Annotated in this window: 20 protein-coding genes and 1 pseudogene; 14 read left to right on the top strand and 7 right to left on the bottom strand. The window is 38.8% G+C overall.

Annotated features, from left to right (window positions below; genetic code table 11):
- Positions 1–137 precede the first annotated feature (137 nt).
- Complete coding sequence (locus tag T323_RS0112300) at positions 138–1,085, bottom strand: M23 family metallopeptidase (RefSeq protein ID WP_051556513.1); 948 nt, start codon at positions 1,083–1,085, stop codon at positions 138–140.
- A gap of 222 nt (positions 1,086–1,307) precedes the next feature.
- Here T323_RS0112300 and lipA point away from each other — a divergent pair.
- Positions 1,308–2,222 (top strand): annotated as a pseudogene (lipA, locus tag T323_RS0112295) (lipoyl synthase); the annotation flags it as partial.
- A gap of 36 nt (positions 2,223–2,258) precedes the next feature.
- Here lipA and T323_RS27980 read toward each other — a convergent pair.
- A complete protein-coding gene (locus tag T323_RS27980) occupies positions 2,259–2,876 on the bottom strand; it encodes a YhcN/YlaJ family sporulation lipoprotein (protein WP_051556510.1) in 618 nt (205 codons plus the stop codon).
- A 145-nt stretch (positions 2,877–3,021) separates the two neighbouring features.
- Here T323_RS27980 and T323_RS0112285 point away from each other — a divergent pair, with 145 nt between their 5' ends.
- Positions 3,022–3,303 carry a YutD family protein gene (locus T323_RS0112285; protein WP_026673556.1) on the top strand — a complete coding sequence of 94 codons (282 nt, stop codon included), beginning with the start codon at positions 3,022–3,024 and terminating at the stop codon, positions 3,301–3,303.
- 432 nt (positions 3,304–3,735) lie between these two features.
- Positions 3,736–3,897 (top strand): hypothetical protein, encoded by a 162-nt coding sequence (locus tag T323_RS28845; RefSeq protein ID WP_156942442.1) that lies wholly within the window; start codon positions 3,736–3,738, stop codon positions 3,895–3,897.
- Positions 3,898–4,108: 211 nt separating this feature from the next.
- On the opposite strand, the gene T323_RS0112275 is transcribed toward T323_RS28845, so the two are convergent.
- Both T323_RS0112275 and T323_RS0112270 read right to left on the bottom strand, forming a co-directional pair.
- The gene (locus T323_RS0112275; RefSeq protein WP_026673555.1) at positions 4,109–4,402 is read right to left on the bottom strand and encodes a hypothetical protein; all 294 of its coding nucleotides are present in this window, start codon (positions 4,400–4,402) and stop codon (positions 4,109–4,111) included.
- A 55-nt stretch (positions 4,403–4,457) separates the two neighbouring features.
- Complete coding sequence (locus T323_RS0112270; protein ID WP_026673554.1) at positions 4,458–4,724, bottom strand: DUF3055 domain-containing protein; 267 nt, start codon at positions 4,722–4,724, stop codon at positions 4,458–4,460.
- Between the two features lie 189 nt (positions 4,725–4,913).
- Here T323_RS0112270 and T323_RS0112265 point away from each other — a divergent pair, with 189 nt between their 5' ends.
- From T323_RS0112265 to T323_RS0112255, 3 genes are read left to right on the top strand one after another with little or no spacing between them, the layout of a single operon-like run.
- A complete protein-coding gene (locus T323_RS0112265; protein WP_026673553.1) occupies positions 4,914–5,360 on the top strand; it encodes a DUF86 domain-containing protein in 447 nt (148 codons plus the stop codon).
- Between the two features lie 13 nt (positions 5,361–5,373).
- Positions 5,374–6,006: a helix-turn-helix transcriptional regulator gene (locus T323_RS0112260; RefSeq protein ID WP_035178568.1), complete on the top strand. Its 633-nt coding sequence runs from the start codon at positions 5,374–5,376 to the stop codon at positions 6,004–6,006.
- Between the two features lie 19 nt (positions 6,007–6,025).
- A complete protein-coding gene (locus tag T323_RS0112255; RefSeq protein ID WP_026673551.1) occupies positions 6,026–6,790 on the top strand; it encodes a TIGR01457 family HAD-type hydrolase in 765 nt (254 codons plus the stop codon).
- A gap of 163 nt (positions 6,791–6,953) precedes the next feature.
- On the opposite strand, the gene T323_RS0112250 is transcribed toward T323_RS0112255, so the two are convergent.
- Positions 6,954–7,448 carry a phosphatidylglycerophosphatase A family protein gene (locus T323_RS0112250; RefSeq protein WP_026673550.1) on the bottom strand — a complete coding sequence of 165 codons (495 nt, stop codon included), beginning with the start codon at positions 7,446–7,448 and terminating at the stop codon, positions 6,954–6,956.
- A 144-nt stretch (positions 7,449–7,592) separates the two neighbouring features.
- Between T323_RS0112250 and yutH the strand changes: the two genes are divergently transcribed.
- The 4 genes from yutH to thrB all read left to right on the top strand — a co-directional run bounded on the left by yutH (position 7,593) and on the right by thrB (position 12,480).
- A complete protein-coding gene (yutH, locus tag T323_RS0112245) occupies positions 7,593–8,615 on the top strand; it encodes a spore coat putative kinase YutH (protein WP_026673549.1) in 1,023 nt (340 codons plus the stop codon).
- Between the two features lie 592 nt (positions 8,616–9,207).
- Positions 9,208–10,503: a homoserine dehydrogenase gene (locus T323_RS0112240; RefSeq protein ID WP_026673548.1), complete on the top strand. Its 1,296-nt coding sequence runs from the start codon at positions 9,208–9,210 to the stop codon at positions 10,501–10,503.
- A gap of 1 nt (position 10,504) precedes the next feature.
- The gene (gene thrC / locus T323_RS0112235) at positions 10,505–11,569 is read left to right on the top strand and encodes a threonine synthase (protein WP_026673547.1); all 1,065 of its coding nucleotides are present in this window, start codon (positions 10,505–10,507) and stop codon (positions 11,567–11,569) included.
- Positions 11,566–12,480, top strand: a complete 915-nt coding sequence (thrB, locus tag T323_RS0112230; protein ID WP_245613721.1) for a homoserine kinase — start codon at positions 11,566–11,568, stop codon at positions 12,478–12,480. The genes thrC and thrB overlap by 4 nt, the downstream gene beginning before the upstream one ends.
- Positions 12,481–12,516: 36 nt before the next feature.
- Here the strand turns inward: thrB and T323_RS0112225 are convergent, their stop codons facing one another.
- Entirely contained in the window at positions 12,517–12,753 is a 237-nt protein-coding gene (locus T323_RS0112225; RefSeq protein ID WP_026673545.1) for a NifU family protein, read from the bottom strand.
- A 388-nt stretch (positions 12,754–13,141) separates the two neighbouring features.
- Between T323_RS0112225 and T323_RS0112220 the strand changes: the two genes are divergently transcribed.
- Complete coding sequence (locus T323_RS0112220) at positions 13,142–13,450, top strand: YuzD family protein (RefSeq protein ID WP_026673544.1); 309 nt, start codon at positions 13,142–13,144, stop codon at positions 13,448–13,450.
- Positions 13,451–13,602: 152 nt separating this feature from the next.
- On the opposite strand, the gene T323_RS0112215 is transcribed toward T323_RS0112220, so the two are convergent.
- The gene (locus T323_RS0112215; protein WP_084309264.1) at positions 13,603–15,240 is read right to left on the bottom strand and encodes an FAD-dependent oxidoreductase; all 1,638 of its coding nucleotides are present in this window, start codon (positions 15,238–15,240) and stop codon (positions 13,603–13,605) included.
- A gap of 197 nt (positions 15,241–15,437) precedes the next feature.
- Between T323_RS0112215 and T323_RS0112210 the strand changes: the two genes are divergently transcribed.
- The 3 genes from T323_RS0112210 (at position 15,438) to dapF (ending at position 17,041) form a co-directional block, all read left to right on the top strand.
- Positions 15,438–15,674, top strand: coding sequence for a YuzB family protein (locus tag T323_RS0112210; protein WP_026673542.1), 237 nt, complete (start codon positions 15,438–15,440; stop codon positions 15,672–15,674).
- 276 nt (positions 15,675–15,950) lie between these two features.
- On the top strand, positions 15,951–16,184 hold the full coding sequence (locus T323_RS0112205; protein WP_026673541.1) for a hypothetical protein: 234 nt from the start codon (positions 15,951–15,953) through the stop codon (positions 16,182–16,184).
- An 8-nt stretch (positions 16,185–16,192) separates the two neighbouring features.
- Positions 16,193–17,041 carry a diaminopimelate epimerase gene (gene dapF, locus T323_RS0112200; RefSeq protein ID WP_373279335.1) on the top strand — a complete coding sequence of 283 codons (849 nt, stop codon included), beginning with the start codon at positions 16,193–16,195 and terminating at the stop codon, positions 17,039–17,041.
- The last annotated feature ends 259 nt before the right edge of the window (positions 17,042–17,300 follow it).

Below are 17,300 nucleotides of genomic sequence, written 5' to 3'. Positions count from 1 at the left end.
AAAAATAAGAGTCGGAAATGTACATTTACTATTCTTTCCGCAGGTGGCGGGTGAGTCTCTTCGTGCTTACGCACGAGGGACTCACCTTTTCTTTGCTCCCGCTGGAGTTTACGTATGTTCTAAACTAAGATTCATGTTTACTTTTTTCTTTTTGCTCTGTCTTTCTTTTCCCATGATTTTAATGATGGATAAGGGTCAAAAGACCATTCTGTTTTCCCGTTGTCACGATACATCCCATAGTGTAAGTGGGGTGGGAACTTTCCTTGTGTACCTGGTTTACCATAACCAGAGCTTCCGACATAGCCGATGACTTGCCCAGGCTCGACTATTGAACCGACATCAATTCCTTTTTCAAATCCACTTAAGTGAGCAAAATAATGATAAACATTATCTAGATCTCGGATACCAATTCTCCAACCTCCGTATTTATTCCAGCCTTTAATTTCCACGACTCCATATGATGTTGCTCGAATCGGAGTATTATATCCAGCGAAAATATCCGTTCCTTCGTGGATCCGGCGACCGCCCCATCCACGTCTGTCTCCCCAAGTGTTTTTATAACTGTAGTTATATTGTAAAGGGATCGGGAACGCATTGGCATGCGCATCTAAAGTATTAAAGTGCTCGTACACTTTAGCGTGTCCAGAAATAATGTTGACGGTTTGTTCACGATGATAATGTTCCCATAATGCAATTTTAAAATCTTCTTCTGTATATCCAAAGGTTTCGATATACTTTGCCATCGTATAAAGGACATCTTCATCATCTTCTCGACTGGCAATACCGTCACCGTTGCCATCAAGACCAATCCCACCGAACATACTTATGGAAAGAGGATTTGTATCTTCTTTATTTGGATTTATTGGTCCTGCCCATTGCTCATCTGAAAAATAAATGCCGATGACACCAGATTCTTTCGGTCTGTCTCGAAGAGCTTTTCTCAATCCTCTTTCATATGCATCGACAGCAGCTAAATACGTCCAAGGTACATTTGTGACTGTCTCATACTTCTGATATAAGGCTTGTCGTTGTTCTAGCTTTTCTTCATAACTTAACTCCTCTTTAGCAAACGTTGGTTGAATCATTAAGCTTTGAATGAAAAGTGAAAATACAATAAAACATATTGCACTTTTTTTACTCACGATGAAAAAGCTCCTTTCTGACATAGTCAATAGTTGTAGTTTGTAGCAATTCTTTAAAAAACATCGGAGTAAATTGATGGGAATTTGAGTGAGTTGTTTGGTAAAAACAACGAAAACATGTTACATTAGTGTATGAGTGCATAGTCAAAGGATAAATGGAGTGAACAACCGATGACAAAAAAAGAAGAATATGTTAGAAAACCCGAATGGTTAAAAATTAAGTTAAATACAAATGAATCATATACAGGGCTAAAGAAAATGATGCGCACCCAAAAGCTCAACACGGTGTGTGAAGAGGCAAAATGTCCTAACATTCATGAATGTTGGGCCGTTCGCAAAACAGCAACGTTTATGATTTTAGGAGCGGTGTGTACACGGGCATGCCGATTTTGTGCGGTTAAAACGGGGCTCCCCACTGAACTTGATTTACAAGAGCCAGAACGTGTGGCAGAATCTGTAGAAACGATGGGACTAAAGCATACCGTTATTACTGCAGTCGCTAGAGACGATTTAAAAGATGGAGGAGCTCAAGTTTTTGCAGAGACGGTTAGAGCTGTAAGACGTAAAAATCCATTTACAACGATTGAAGTATTGCCTTCAGATATGATGGGTGTACTTGATAATTTAAAAACGTTAATGGATGCAAGACCTAATATATTAAATCATAATATCGAAACGGTAAAACGATTAACACCGAGAGTGAGAGCACGAGCTACATATGAACGCTCATTAGAGTTTTTACGACGCGCGAAAGAGCTTCATCCTGATATTCCGACAAAGTCGAGTTTAATGATTGGGTTAGGAGAGACAAAAGAAGAGATCATCGAAACGATGGATGATTTACGTGCAAATAATGTTGATATTATGACAATTGGTCAATATTTACAACCGACGAAAAAACATTTGAAGGTTGTAAAATATTACCGCCCAGAAGAGTTTGAAGAATTAAAGGCGATTGCGTTAGAAAAAGGATTTAGTCATTGTGAAGCAGGTCCGCTTGTCCGTTCTTCTTATCATGCAGATGAACAAGTAAACCAAGCTCAAGTCAATCAAGAAGCACAAAAAGTAACAAAGGCATAAAGCGCTGCTTTATGCCTTTGTTATGAAATATAGATTTTACGTTCTTGGCTGAGGTGAATTCTCCGGTATTGGTTCATTCATACGTCCACCGTCACCAGATTCAAGCTCACGAATGGTCGCTTCTAAAAATCGGTCAACGTTTGGAGTGCGGGAACTTAATGTGCCAAACCGTTCAATATTTTCAAACATTTCTGGATTATTCGTAACGTAAACATCATAAAACCGTGGTAAAATCGAAGCAGCTGTTAAATAAACTTGCTCCTCTAAGTTGTCTGCATTATTATTGTGGCTTTCTTCATACACGATAATGGCGTATTTATCGGTGACAAGGGTCCCCATTTCTTCCACACCTGGAAGGAATACGCCCATTTTTGTAATGGTATCAGCTAATAATGTCCGGTCAAAATAAGCAGCTTCTGGCTCTCTGTGTTGCCCAAGTTGCGCGCTTTGATGGCGAACGTAACCGAATTGAGCTCGTCTTTCATCAGTTTCGTCTGCTCGTTCAACTTGGAGGATGCTTGCTGTACCACCGGCTGGATTATAAGTTGTATGGTTTTGGTATCGTTGTGTAGCAGGGGATTCGTTTTGTCCCACTGCTTGGCAGCCTGTTGCTAGTAACGTTATACAAACACCAGCTAAAATTGATTTTTTCATCGATAAAACCTCCCCTTATATGCATAGATTGACCAAAGTGAATGCAAATTAAAGGTTGAAAATTAGAGAAACAAATCCTTTTTTTCTTAGGGTGACATAAATGTGGTAAAATAATGGTTGAGCAAAAGAGTGAGGTGGCTTGTAGATGATTCAAGTTCAAGGAATGCAATTTGAATTAATTGAAGATGTAAAAGATGGATGGAATGAAGAGGAATTTAAAGCGAAGTACAGTGAAGTCTTTAATAAATACGATTATATTGTAGGAGATTGGGGATACAGTCAGTTACGGATGAGAGGTTTTTTTGAAGACGTCAACCGTAAAGCAACCTTTGATACAAAAATAAGCTCTTTATCAGAGTATTTGTATGAGTATTGTAATTTTGGTTGTGCCTATTTTGTATTAAAAAAAGTGAAAAACAAGTCATAAAAGAAAGGGGATGTCTTACATGGACATCCCTTTTTTAAAAAGATAAGAGTTGGGGTTCACTTAAAAAGCGGGCAGGGCTCCGCACTTCGCTTGAAACGAAAAGACGCTCTCGCGTTTTTCTTTAAGCATTTTATATTTATTATGAAACGAATACGTCAAACTTCGTTAAATGCAAGCTGTTGTTATTAATACAGTGGTGAGGGACAAAATAAGGAGAAAGTGTCCTTCATAAAGGCGATGAAGGACAAAACGTGGAGAAAATGAAGCCAAAGTGTCCTTCATAAAGGCGATGAAGGACAAAGCGAGGAGAAAACAAAGCGAAAGTGTCCTTCATACAAATGAGATGGGTCCCCTGGAGAGAAGTGTCCAATAGAAGGCTTCTATCAGCTATGTTTGTTTAGTGTGTCATGAGAAAGTAAGATACATTTTGATATGGTAAGAGATTTTGGTTTAATGGATGGTGGCGATCTAATGACACCACCAATGTTTTCCTGTGAAACTTGTGGAGGAGAAATGTATCCTGAGTATGATAAAGGCGTACATGGAGTAGAGTACAGGCTTTCAGATTTGCAGGAAACAAAAAGGACTGAGTGAGGTAGGTTTCCTCACTCAGTTTTTCTTATAAGATAAGAAGGTATAAAAATTTTGGTGTAGCAGTGAAGCTTTGAAAGCTTATTCTAGAAGAGCGAAGGCTGCGCACCTGCGCGTTTCACCCCAAGAAGAGCACTTGGGGTTCACTGTAAAAGCGGGCAGGGCTCCGCACTTCGCTTGAAAGAAAAGACGCTCCCGCGTTTTTCTTATTAAGTTATTTACTTGTATATGGCGGTTCTTCATTTTTTGAAGGGTCATCATGTGTCGGATGGGCCCCTGGAAACTTTCTTGGTAAGTTTTGGTGAAGTGATTTAAATTCATAGGTAAAGGCACTATATGCACGTTGCCCTTCTTTCCAAGGTGTACTCTTGCCTAGTTTCCGGTTGATTGGTGAACCATATGGACCTTCAGGAAGTGTCTCAGGAAAAATATAATTTTTCATCGTTTCAACATTTGAAAAATCGGTGTAGTTTTCATGTTCTTTGTCTTCATGCTGATTACGTTCCATAAAAAAACCACCTCCTTTTTCGTTAACATATCCGTTGGAGGAGGTTTTTACACCGTTAAATTATTTCATATAAGAAGGAGCGTAGTTCGGCAGCATCTTCTTCACTCAGTTTGTAAATATGTTCTAAATATCCTGGTTCCTCTAAATCATCTTGTCCAATGATGGCAAAGCGGTGTGATAACATATCAAGAACTAAATGTTTACCGTAATGTTTTGTTGTTGAAGTAATCGCTAAATCAAACCTTTGATTTTCTCCCATAAAACTAATAAACCGTGTTTTTGTTTGTTCGGTATCATCATATAAATAAAATCTTTCTGTCATACTTCCAACTCCTTCATTTTTATAACCATTCACATTGTATATAATATCCTTTATGTGATCTTACACGAATCTTCACATTCCATCATAACAAAAAGGGAACAATTAGAAAACTAATAGGGAATGATAAGAGAATGCTTTGATTCATGATATACTATAAAAAAACAATGAGTAAGGATGTAGGTGATTACGTTGTATTTTGTTGACCGAAAAAAAATAGAAGATACTCTTGTTTATTATGAGCAATGTATTGCTTTATATGATGAGACTTCAGAATGGGAGTCACAAATAGCAAAATTAGGATTAGAACGATTAGTTCATCTTTTCATTGAGTGTATTCTTGATGTAGGAAACCAGATGATTGATGGTTTTATTATGAGAGATCCAGGTAGTTATGAGGATATAATTGATATTTTGGAAGATGAAACCGTTATTCCTAAAGAGGAAGCTGAGCCACTAAGAGACTTTATTAAGCTGAGAAAAATGGTTGTTCAATCCTATATTCATATTGACCATTCGATGTTGCATGAAAAAATGAGGGAGCATAAGAAAGCGATTAAGACATTTCCAACCCGAGTGCGTTCATATATTGTAAAGGAGTTAGGTCCAGTATCTGCTTTTTTACCGAATCAAAAATAAGGTGGTGAAGCTTGTGGCGGGCACTTCAACAAGAGAGATTATTGTTGATTTGTTAAAACGACATCAACAATTATCGGTAACCGAGTTGGCAAAAAAACTTGATATTACTGAGATGGCTGTCCGTCGTCATTTGCATTCACTACAAAAGGAAGAAGTAGTGACTTCCAAGCTTGTACGTCAAGCAATGGGAAGGCCGACTCAATTTTACTCTTTAACGATGAAAGGGGAGCATTTGTTTCCAAGACGTTACGCTCCATTTACAATTGGAATTTTACAGGATGTAGAAGAAGTCGCTGGAAAAGAAATGATTGACCAGTTGTTTGAATCAAGGAGACAACGTCTATTAGTAGAGTACAAGCCATTGTTTAAAGGGAAATCGTTTCAAGAAAAAGTGTCACAGCTTGTGTCATTACAAAATGAGCAAGGGTATATGGTAGATGTAAAAGAAGACGATGAACAATATCATATCACCGAATATAACTGTCCTATTTCAGAAATCGCAAAGCAATATCCTGTTGCATGCTCTTGTGAAAAAAAGCTGTTTCAAGAGTTATTAGAAACGGATGAAATCAGCTGTAGAGAATGTATGGCCATTGACAAAACGAGTTATTGTCATTATGTAGTGAAAAAAAACAAAGACCGATAGTTTAGTGATGGAGGAGATTATGAAATCATACGAAGGGTTTTTAATTGATTTAGATGGCACGATGTATAGAGGAACAGAAAAAATCAATGAAGCAGTTACGTTTGTGAATGAATTAGAAAAGCGTGGTCTTCCTTATTTGTTTGTTACGAATAATTCATCGAGTACACCTGAGGTCGTTGCAGAGAAATTGATTTCCATGGGGGTGTCAACAACAGCAAATCATGTATTTACTACAAGTATGGCAACGGCCCAGTATATTTCAGAAACGGAAAAAGGAAAACGAGTGTATATGATCGGCGAAGAAGGGCTTCAAGTTGCGTTGCTTGAAAAAGGATTTGAACTCGTGGAAGAAAAAGCAGATGTTGTTGTTATTGGGATTGACCGACAAATTACATATGAAAAATTAGCAAAAGCATGTTTGCTTGTTCGTGGAGGTGCAAAGTTTATTTCTACAAACAGTGATGTGGCACTTCCAAGTGAGAGAGGTTTTTTACCGGGGAATGGGTCAATTACATCAGTGGTATCTGTTTCAACGGGTGTCCAACCATTGTTTATTGGTAAACCAGAATCGATTATTGTGGAACAAGCAAGAGAGCGGTTAGGAACACCAAAAGAAACAACATTATTAATCGGTGATAATTATGAGACCGATATTACGGCCGGGATCCGAGCGGGGATTGATACTTTGTTAGTACATACTGGTGTAACGACAAAAGAACAGCTTCTACAAAAAGAAATTCAACCGACTTATGCGGTGCCTTCATTGGATGAGTGGGTGTTTTAAGTTTTTTTGAGGAGATGTGAATGACTAAATTTTTAAACGAGCACGGAAATATTGGGTTTCCACTGGCGATAGGTGAGCCTCCTTGTGATTGGCACAGTGAGGTCTCACCTTTGCCGTTACTACGTTTTCCTCTTTATAAAAGAGTACCGGTTAGCATCTACATCTATTCAACCCCTGCTACACTATGGGCGAGACGGCTAGATGCTGCGGCTGCGATCGCTCCTACGATATCATCAAGGAAAGTATGACATTGTCCGGATGATTTATCATTTAATTTTTCAAGAATTCCCGGTTTTTGCTTATCGATATACCCATAGTTTGTAAAACCAATACTCCCGTACACATTAACAATTCCTAATGCAATAATTTCATCGACACCATATAAGCTTTCGTCACGTTCTACGATATCTTGCAAAGGCTGATCTAGCTTTTTTTGCTCCGCTAAAACATCCAATTGGATCCCCGTTAATATTGCGTTTTGTACCTCTCTTTTTCGCAATACTTGATCCACATGGGTCTTGCATAGATCTATATCTAAATCTGGATGATATTTGACTTGCAGAAAATAGACAAGCTCTGCAATGTCATCAATGGTTACTCCTCTATTGATTAACGCTTGTCTTGCATTTTCTTCGAGATTTTTACATTTTTCACTCATATTTCATCCCTCCACAAATTATGGCATTCACCATTAGTTTATGGAAAAGTCCACACAATCATACTGTAAACTTTCTAAGGACACTTTTTCACACCTAGGTCATAGACTAGAAAAAGAAGAGTTAGATGTTAGGAGGAAGGGACCTTGTTTGAACGGCATCTATACGATTATTATCAACTTTTTTGTGATGAGCGCTTTGTAATTCAAGGGTATGAAGCATTTGAATCTGCCGGAAATATGTATTTATTTTTTCCGATTCATGAGGCAAGTGGATATTCACCTACAGAACAAATGTCGATGGTCGAACATCTACAAAGAAATGGAGACATCACAGTAGCAGAGCTTATATGGACGATTCAAAATGAGGCAGTCGGCCATATTGATGGGCAGGAGGGATATTTATATAAGTTGCCAAATCTTTCTCCACAAGAGGCACATAGGACATCTGAGGGGCCTTTGAAATGTGGAGAAGAGCTTTCGTTTTTCCATGAACGAGGAGAATGGATTCAACTTCAAAATAAACGGAGCTACCCAAGGTGGAATGAGTTATGGAGTCAGCGGTTAAAGCAACTAGAAGATTGGTATCAACAAGTGGTAGCACAGCCTCAAACGGAAATTGATGAAGCATTTGTCTTTACGTTTCCTTATTTTATGGGGCTATGTGAAAATGCAATTCAATACGTTGTGGATACAGATTTAGATGAACAGCATCGTGGAAAAGATTCTCTGGTTGTTTGTCATCAGCAGTTTACGGATTATACGTGGCTATGCCAAAAAGCCGGTACTGATTCGAACGTGAAACTGCCAGCTCACTTTATTGTGGACCATCCAAGTCGAGATCTTGCTGAATGGATTCGCCATAGTAAAAAAGAAGGTGCTTCTTTTTATGACATTCAATCTTTCTTGTATGGGTATGAACAATATCGTCCGCTTTCTCGGTATGGCTGGCGGATGTTGTATAGTCGTCTCCTGTTTCCGTTACATTACTTCGTGACAATCGAAGGCTTTTACCGAAGTAAAATTCATGGAAGTCGTTCGTATTATGCAAATGAATTTCTTATGTTGTTAGAAAAGGAAAAAGAAAATGAACAGTTTTTACAACGGTTTTTAGAGGAGTTTCAGTTAAGCTCGTATCAAGGTGGAATACCAAAGGTGAATTGGTTATAAAGAGAGGAGCGTACCATGTTGTTGGTACGCTTTTTTTGATATTTTAGCATAGCAGTGTAGCTTTGAAAGCTTATTCTAGTAGAGCGAAGGCAGTGCATCTGCTCGTTCTACCCAACGAAGAGCACTTGGTGTTCACTGTCAAAGGTGGGCAGGGGTCCGCACTTCGCTTGAAGAAAAGGTGATCAAGCGTTTTTCTTTGAATGGAATGAGTGCTTTCCGTAAACTCTAACGGACGTATGTTTCGTTATTATTGCAAAACATAAGCTTTAGTACAACCGTTCGGACATCTATTCCGTTATTTTACGTAGATGGGTGGTAATTAAGCTGATTATTGAAAACTAGCGGAACAGATGTCCGATAACATTGTGAACGGCCCTTTTTTTATGGATATAGCGGAATAGATGTCCGTTACGAAATATAGAAAGCGCTTACCTTTAACGCGCTTTTTTAGACTTTTGCGGAAAAATAGAAATTTTCTCATTTCTTCTTGTAAACAATAAAAAATAAGACTATAATGTCCTTTATACAAATACAATTGTTTTTCTAGGGGAAACAAAACAGTATACAAGAGTGTAGGGTAGGAGTGGTTTCGATGGAACAGAAAATTTCAGTAGGCATATTAGGATTAGGAACAGTAGGAACTGGTGTTATTACAATTATTAAAGGACATCAAGAACAATTAACACATCAAGTGGGATGTCCTGTTCATATAGAAAAAGTACTTGTTCGTGATATGGCAAAGAAACGTTCGGTTGACGTTGAGGAACATATATTAACGGAAAACCCACTCGAGGTCGTCGCAAATCCAAATGTTGATGTAGTCATTGAAGTTATGGGTGGTGTGGAAGAAGCAAAAGAATGGATATTAGAAGCGTTAAAGCATAAGAAAAATGTCGTGACAGCAAACAAAGACTTAGTGGCTCTTCACGGGGCAGAATTGCTCCAAGTGGCACAAGAAAATGAATGTGATTTATTTTATGAAGCGAGCGTTGCCGGCGGAATCCCAATTATTCGTAGTTTAGTGGAAGGATTATCTTCTGACCGAATTAAGAAAATGATGGGTATCGTCAATGGAACAACGAATTTTATTTTAACGAAAATGAGCAAGGCAGGAAGTTCATATGAAGATGTGCTTCAAGAAGCACAGCGATTAGGATATGCTGAAAGTGATCCTACTTCTGATGTGGAAGGATTGGATGCTGCTCGGAAGATGGCGATATTGGCGTCATTAGGATTTTCAATGAATATTCTTTTAGAAGATGTATCTGCTCGTGGGATTTCTTCCGTGACAGAAGAAGATTTACACTATTGTGAACAGCTAGGCTATACAATGAAATTAATTGGCTTAGCGCAGCGAGATGAAGGAAGAGTAGAAGTCAGTGTAGAGCCAACATTATTGCCAAATGAACATCCGTTGGCGGCTGTTAATGATGAATATAATGCTGTGTATGTGTATGGTGAAGCTGTGGGAGAAACGATGTTTTATGGTCCAGGAGCAGGCTCATTACCAACAGCAACAGCCGTTATGTCGGATGTGGTAACCGTTATGAAAAATATGAGACTTGGTGTGACAGGTCGAAGTATTAAGGCTCCATTATATGAGAAGCAATTAAAAACAGATGTTGAAATCCAATCAAAGTATTTTATTCGTTTGCACGTGTTAGACAAAGCCGGTACATTTTCCGCGATTACGTCATTATTTGCAGACCATGACGTTAGCTTTGAAAAACTATTACAGCTTCCGATTGAAGGAACAGAAGTAGCAGAAATCATTATTATTACACATAAAACAACGAAACGAATCTATGAAGACATTTATCAAAAACTAAATGAATTAGATGTTGTACAATCAGTTGAAAGTAGTTACCGTGTTGAGGGAGGAAAATAAAATGAGTAGTTGGAAAGGCTTATTACACGAATATAAGGAATTTTTGCCGGTATCAGAACAAACGCCGTTGTTATCATTGCGTGAAGGAAATACACCGTTAATCCCGCTTGAAAATTTATCAAAAGAGTGGGGAGTCGAAGTGTATGTGAAAGTAGAAGGAGCTAACCCAACAGGTTCTTTTAAAGACCGGGGGATGGTTATGGCAGTGGCAAAAGCAAAAGAGGAAGGAAGTAAGACGATCATTTGTGCTTCGACAGGCAATACATCTGCCGCTGCAGCCGCGTATGGTGCAAGAGCGGGCCTCCGTTGCATCGTAGTCATTCCTGAAGGGAAAATTGCGTTAGGGAAATTAGCACAAGCCGTCATGTATGGTGCTGAAGTGTTAGAGATTAAAGGGAATTTTGATAATGCATTAGATATTGTTCGTTCTATTAGTGAAAAAGAGCCAATTACTTTAGTGAACTCAGTAAATCCATACCGGATTGAAGGTCAAAAAACAGCGGCGTTTGAAATATGTGATGCATTAGGTCAAGCTCCAGATGTTCTTTCTATTCCTGTTGGTAATGCTGGGAATATTACAGCGTATTGGAAAGGATTTAAAGAATACAATGAGAAAAAGCAAACTGGCTTACCTGAAATGAGAGGGTTTGAAGCAGAAGGAGCAGCAGCAATTGTTCGTAACGAAGTGATTCAGGAACCGGAAACGATTGCTACGGCGATTCGAATTGGAAATCCAGCAAGTTGGGATTATGCTGTTGCTGCAGCGAATGAATCAAATGGAAAAATTGATTATGTTACAGATGATGAAATTGTTGCAGCGTATCAACTCCTTGCTAGTCGTGAAGGTGTTTTTGCAGAACCGGCATCTTGTGCGTCGATTGCTGGCTTAATCAAACAATTAGAGTCAGGAGAAATTAAGAAAGGAGCAAAAATTGTTTGTGTTTTAACTGGAAATGGTTTAAAAGATCCGAATACGGCCATTGATACAATTTCAGTGAAACCAACTGTCCTTCCAAATAGTGAAGAAGCCTTTTTAGCGCATATTAAAGGTGGTGTTCACGAGTGAGTGAAGGAAGGATGGTCATTACCGTTCCTGCAAGTTCAGCAAATTTAGGTCCTGGCTTTGATTCAATTGGAATTGCGGTGAATCGGTATTTAACATTACGGGTTCGTCATCATGATGAGTGGAAGTTTATCCCTCTTTCAAGTGAGTTGGACGGTGTACCAGAAGATGAAGCAAACTTAATTTATCAAGTGGCAAAAAAAGTGGCGGATCAATATGAAAAAGAGTTACCACCATGCCATGTTGAAATGGAAAGTACGATTCCGTTAGCTCGTGGGTTAGGAAGTAGTGCTTCTGCCATTATCGCTGGAATTGAGCTTGCAAATCAATTGCTTTCATTACGTTTATCGAATGAAGAGAAAGTTCGGATCGCAAGTGTATGGGAAGGTCATCCTGATAATGTGTCTCCATCCGTATACGGTGGTTTGCTTATTGGTTCGCATAGTGAAGATGAAACCGATGTTGTCTATTGCGGCGTACCTGAAATCGATATTGTCATGCTTGTTCCTGATGAAGAGTTAATGACGAAAAAAGCCCGTAGCGTCCTTCCAAATGACATCTCTTTTGCACAAGCAATAAGAGGTAGTAGTGTATCGAATGTACTAGTGGCTGCGATTTTACAAGGGAACTGGAGCTTAGCAGGGAAAATGATGACAAAGGATGTGTTCCACCATCCATATCGGAAAGCATTAGTTCCAGGATTAGAAGATGTAATGGATTCCATTGTTGAGCTTGGTGGCTATGGAGCAGCTTTAAGTGGAGCGGGTCCTGCGATTATATGCTTTACGAAAATTGGAGATGGACAACGGTTGGCTGAAAAATTAAATGAACGGTTTCCGCAATTTTCAACTGACCTTGTTAGGCCAGACTCTAATGGAGTAACAGTTGAAGGTTTGCCTTTTGTTATAGAATAAAAAAAAACCCCTGAACTCAGGGGTTTTTAACGTTCATTAAAATACTTGTTCAATTTCTTTTACGCCAGGAACTTCTTCAAGTAAAGCGCGCTCAATCCCTGCTTTTAGTGTAATTGTAGAACTTGGGCATGAACCACAAGCCCCAAGAAGACGTACTTTTACAATGCCATCTTCAATATCTACAAATTCCACATCGCCACCATCACGAAGAAGGAAAGGACGAAGCTTATCTAGAACTTCCTGAACTTGTTCAACCATTTCTTCATTAGCCATATTAAAACACTCCTTTCTCTTCTTTTATTATAATATCCATTCAGAAAAAAATCTATGTTTAAGGTCTAATGTCAGTTTTATGCGAAAGTTGGAGCAGTTGGATATCCAAAGTTTGCTAGTTTAAATCAAGAATAGTATGATGAATTTATATGCTGTTTTCGTATTACAATGATTCGTGGGAAAACGACGAGTTCGTTCCATTGCACTCCAGCCACTCGCTTTCCGCGGGAAGGTGCCGAGCCTCCTCGGCTATGCCTGTTGGGTCTCGCCTTTTCTTTCTATCCAGCAGGAGTCGAGTGGCCTCCGCTCCACTAAGAGGAAAACCATATTCTAGAACCAACATGTTGTAAAACAGCTTTTATCAAGAGTATTGTAGGAGGAAGAGAAATTGAGTGTAGAAATTACAATATATGGCGCCGAACAAAAATGTGCGAGCTGTGTGAACTTACCTTCTTCAAAAGACACGATGGAGTGGTTAGACGCAGCTTTATCACGAAAATATCCAAATGATGCATTATCCATTCGATACGTTGACATTTATGAGCCCGCTACTGATATCGATAAGCGGTTTGCAGATGCGATTTTAAACGATGTTTATTTTTATCCACTAATTGTTATCGACGAAGAAGTTGTCGCTGAAGGAAGTCCTAAATTGCGTATAATTCATGAAAAAGTCGATGAAAAGTTAAACGCATAATCGAAAAGCGGAACAAAAAGAGGGCAACAATTGTTGCCCCATTTTCAAAAGATGAGAAAAAATTTGGTGTAGTAGTAAAGCTTTGAAAGCTTATCCTAGAAGGGCGAAGGCAGCGCACTTCGCTTTAAAGAAAAGACGCTCCCGCGTTTTTCTTACCCACTATGATATTTGTACATCCATAGCACACCACTTTTTAAAACGCGCGGCACCCGCCCGATTAACGTTCTTTCGCCCATTAATCCAAAGCCATGTTTTTTTCCTAATGAACCTAAGACACCTTTTAATTTAATTTTTGGTAAAATGTCAGGAAGTGTTTCATTGTTCCATCTTGCTTTTAAAACGCTGACAATTTGTTCTCCTTGACCTTCAGCAAGTTGAGCACTTGGCGCATGTGGTAAGCTTGCACAGTCACCAACGATAAAGACATTCTCATCAGTAGGTAAATGATGATGTGGTGTGATAATGACACGTCCTTGTTGGTCTTTCGCTACATCAAGATCACGAACGACTTTGTTTGGTTGAATTCCAGCGGTCCAAATAATAGCGTCACATTCAACCGGTTCATCATGGTTATATAGCACGTTCGGCTCTACTTTTGTAATATTTGATTTATTAATGACCTCGACACCATGGTCAAGGAACCAATTTTGAACATAATTGCTTAGTTTTTTAGGAAATGCACTTAAAATGATTTCCCCACGATCAAACAATTTAATCGTTAAATCTGAACGGCTTTCTCTTAGCTCACTTGCTAATTCAACTCCGCTTAACCCGGCCCCAACAATTGAAACAATTCCGTTCGGTCTGACATTGCTTAATTGTTCATACGTTCTTCTTGTAGCTTCCATACTTTGAATACTAAATGTGTGTTCAGGAGCACCCGGCACATTATGATATTTGTCTTCACAGCCTAAGCCAACAATCAATGTGTCATATGGAATTGACTCTTCGTTGTTTAAATGAACAAGTTTTGAATCGAGATCGATAGAGGTAATGAAGCCGAATTTGATCGTTAATCTTGGGTCTTTTGGATAATTAACGCGTAAGTGTAAATCTGGTTCTGTGCCAGCTGCTAATGCATAATATTCGGTTTTCAAGCAGTGATAAGGCATTTTATCAACAAGTGTAACTTCAACATCGGTAGGTAAGTCGTTCGTTAACAGTCGTTGTAATATCCGCATGCCGCCATAGCCGCCACCTAAAATGACTAGTTTTTGCATTGTAAGATTTCCCCTTTTTACTAATATTCCTGATACACAAGTTGAGATAAGTTGCATCATATGATCGATACATTCTTTTTTTGAGTTGCTGTTCCCAAACATTGTCAAGCTATAATAAAATTGACTATTTAAAATATGACTCCACACCGTAATATTGATGTAAGAGAACATTTCTTTCCGTTCGATTGCTTGTTTACATAGCTTTTCCCAAATGGCCAGCAATAATGATTGTTCTATATTTCTTTGCGACCAAGTAAGCTTTGTAAGTTCTGGATTTTTATCATAATCTGTAAGTAAGGTTCCGAGTAATTTTCGGACATTTGCTAAGAAGGTTGAATCAAAAAAGCTCGGATTTTCCAATTGCATTGTTATTTCTTGTATACGTTCTAATGCTAACGATTGCATGATGGAATCCTTTGTAGGGAAATAATTAAAGAAAGTTCCTTTTGCTACATTTGCTTTTGCTGTAATTTCTTGAACTGTTGTCGTTTCAAACCCTTTTTCTTGAAACAACTTAATTGCAGCGTTTACAATTTTTTGTTTTGTTGTTTCTTTCTTAACTCGCGACATCAGTTACCCTCCTATAAATGACCCTGGTCAGTTAAAAGTATAACGATTTGATGACGAATTCTCAACAATTTTGTGAATACTCGTAAAAAGTAAAAGAGTTATGAATTTTCTAATAAAAACAATCTTTTTCATTTGAAAATGATTGACTTCTAAATGGGGAGGATGTAGGATTATGTCTAGGATTAGAGGTGAAACAAATGCGACCAATCATAGAGTTTTGCTTAAGTAATTTAGCAAGCGGAACACAAAAGGCGATGGAAGAGCTAGAACGTGATCCGAATCTTGATATTATAGAGTACGGGTGTCTTGGGAGCTGTGGACAATGTGCTGTGACTCCTTTTGCCCTTGTGAATGGTGAGTTTGTTTCGGGTGAAACAAACGAACAGCTAGTTGAAAACATCTATCAATATTTAGAGGAAAATCCAATGTTTTAAAGGCACGAAAAGGAGTAGGATGTCCCTAAGACACTGTCTTTGATGGACATCCTTTTGTTTTTTAACACATAAAAGAATGTAAAATAATTTTGGTATAGCAGTGAAGTTTTGAAAGCTTTTTCAAGAAGAGCGAAGGCTGCGCACCTGCGCGTTTCACCCCAAGAAGAGCACTTGGGGTTCACTGTTAAAAGCGGGCAGGGCTCCGCACTTCGCTTGAAAGAAAAGACGCTCCGCGTTTTTCTTAATAACAATGATAAGGAGATTAGTCTCGTGAAAATCATTCCTTTTGAAAATACATGGCCATACGATAAAGTGATGGGTGATATTTATTTTCACACTTGTCCGTATTGTGGCAAGGATAATGTGTTAACTCATATGAAACCGAGAGAATTGGAGCATGCTCTTGAAGGGTTTAAGACGATTTTAATTATGCCATGTTGTCATTCAAAAATGACCATTCTTGAAGCAGATTCAGATTATTTTTGGACAAATGAAAAGCTTAGGAAATGAGGACAAAAATGAAATTTACAAAAATGCATGGGTTAGGGAACAGTTATATTTATGTTGACTTATTTAAAGAATCATTACGTGAAGAGGAATTGCCATCGTTAGCGGTAAAAGTCGCTAACAAAAATAAAGGAATCGGGTCAGATGGATTAATTTTAATTTGCCCGTCTGAAAAAGCGCCTGTAAAAATGCGTGTCTTTAACAATGATGGATCAGAAGCGAAAAATTGTGGAAACGGTCTTCGGTGTGTGGCAAAATATGCCTTTGAACATGGCTATGTCACGTCAACACAGTTTGAAATTGAAACTTTGGGTGGGATTGTTTTGGCAACGGTCCATCCAAATACAGATGGAACAGTACCGGAAGTGACTGTTGATATGGGTGTTCCTCAACTGAAAAGAAGTGAAATACCGATGAAAGGGCACGATATCGATTATGTTATCTCAGAAGTAGTCACTATAGAAGGTGAGACAGTGGCATTAACCGCTGTTTCTATGGGAAACCCACATGCGGTCATTTTTGTGGACCATATTGGGGAAGCTCCTGTCACAACGGTAGGACCTCTTTTAGAAAAACATGAACTATTCCCAGAATGGGTTAATGTAGAGTTTGTTGAAGTGGTCAGTCGAAACGAACTTCATTTTCGTGTATGGGAACGAGGTTCAGGCATAACACAGGCATGTGGGACAGGTGCATGTGCCGCTGTAGTTGCTGCTGTTTTAAACCAAAAGGCACAAAAAGGAGAACCTGTTATTGTTCATTTATTAGGTGGGGATTTGACAATTACATGGACTACAGAAAACCGAGTTTTAATGAAAGGCCCAGCAGAAACGATTTGTGAAGGGGACTACCGACGATAACGAAACTGTTACGGACAACTGTGCCGCTATTTTATGAAAAACAACCGCTTTCTAGATTTATCGGATAGGTGTTCCGTTATTGAGTAAAAAAGAGGATAAACCCCTCTGTTTTTGGGGATTTAACGGAACCAACGTCACTGGCGTTGCAAATATATCCACAGGTCTAATTCTTACCTAGCTTCTAGTTAGCACAAATAACATATCCGTTCCATTGCGCTACAGCCACTCGCTTTCCGCGGGGAGGTGGCGAGCCTCCTCG

Source organism: Alkalihalobacillus bogoriensis ATCC BAA-922, from assembly GCF_000621445.1.
GTDB classification, from domain to species: Bacteria; Bacillota; Bacilli; order Bacillales; family Bacillaceae_F; genus Bacillus_AO; species Bacillus_AO bogoriense.
The sequence above is the reverse complement of the archived record's forward strand: the minus strand, read 5'-3'. Positions and strand labels throughout refer to the sequence as shown.

Bases quoted from the DNA above. Each gene is read 5' to 3' on its own strand.
- T323_RS0112300 (WP_051556513.1), bottom strand. From the start codon at position 1,085: ATGATTCAACCAACGTTTGCTAAAGAGGAGTTAAGTTATGAAGAAAAG.
- T323_RS27980 (WP_051556510.1), bottom strand. From the start codon at position 2,876: ATGAAAAAATCAATTTTAGCTGGTGTTTGTATAACGTTACTAGCAACA.
- T323_RS0112285 (WP_026673556.1), top strand. From the start codon at position 3,022: ATGATTCAAGTTCAAGGAATGCAATTTGAATTAATTGAAGATGTAAAA.
- T323_RS28845 (WP_156942442.1), top strand. From the start codon at position 3,736: ATGGTAAGAGATTTTGGTTTAATGGATGGTGGCGATCTAATGACACCA.
- T323_RS0112275 (WP_026673555.1), bottom strand. From the start codon at position 4,402: ATGGAACGTAATCAGCATGAAGACAAAGAACATGAAAACTACACCGAT.
- T323_RS0112270 (WP_026673554.1), bottom strand. From the start codon at position 4,724: ATGACAGAAAGATTTTATTTATATGATGATACCGAACAAACAAAAACA.
- T323_RS0112255 (WP_026673551.1), top strand. From the start codon at position 6,026: ATGAAATCATACGAAGGGTTTTTAATTGATTTAGATGGCACGATGTAT.
- T323_RS0112250 (WP_026673550.1), bottom strand. From the start codon at position 7,448: ATGAGTGAAAAATGTAAAAATCTCGAAGAAAATGCAAGACAAGCGTTA.
- T323_RS0112240 (WP_026673548.1), top strand. From the start codon at position 9,208: ATGGAACAGAAAATTTCAGTAGGCATATTAGGATTAGGAACAGTAGGA.
- thrC (WP_026673547.1), top strand. From the start codon at position 10,505: ATGAGTAGTTGGAAAGGCTTATTACACGAATATAAGGAATTTTTGCCG.
- T323_RS0112225 (WP_026673545.1), bottom strand. From the start codon at position 12,753: ATGGCTAATGAAGAAATGGTTGAACAAGTTCAGGAAGTTCTAGATAAG.
- T323_RS0112215 (WP_084309264.1), bottom strand. From the start codon at position 15,240: ATGTCGCGAGTTAAGAAAGAAACAACAAAACAAAAAATTGTAAACGCT.
- T323_RS0112210 (WP_026673542.1), top strand. From the start codon at position 15,438: ATGCGACCAATCATAGAGTTTTGCTTAAGTAATTTAGCAAGCGGAACA.
- dapF (WP_373279335.1), top strand. From the start codon at position 16,193: ATGAAATTTACAAAAATGCATGGGTTAGGGAACAGTTATATTTATGTT.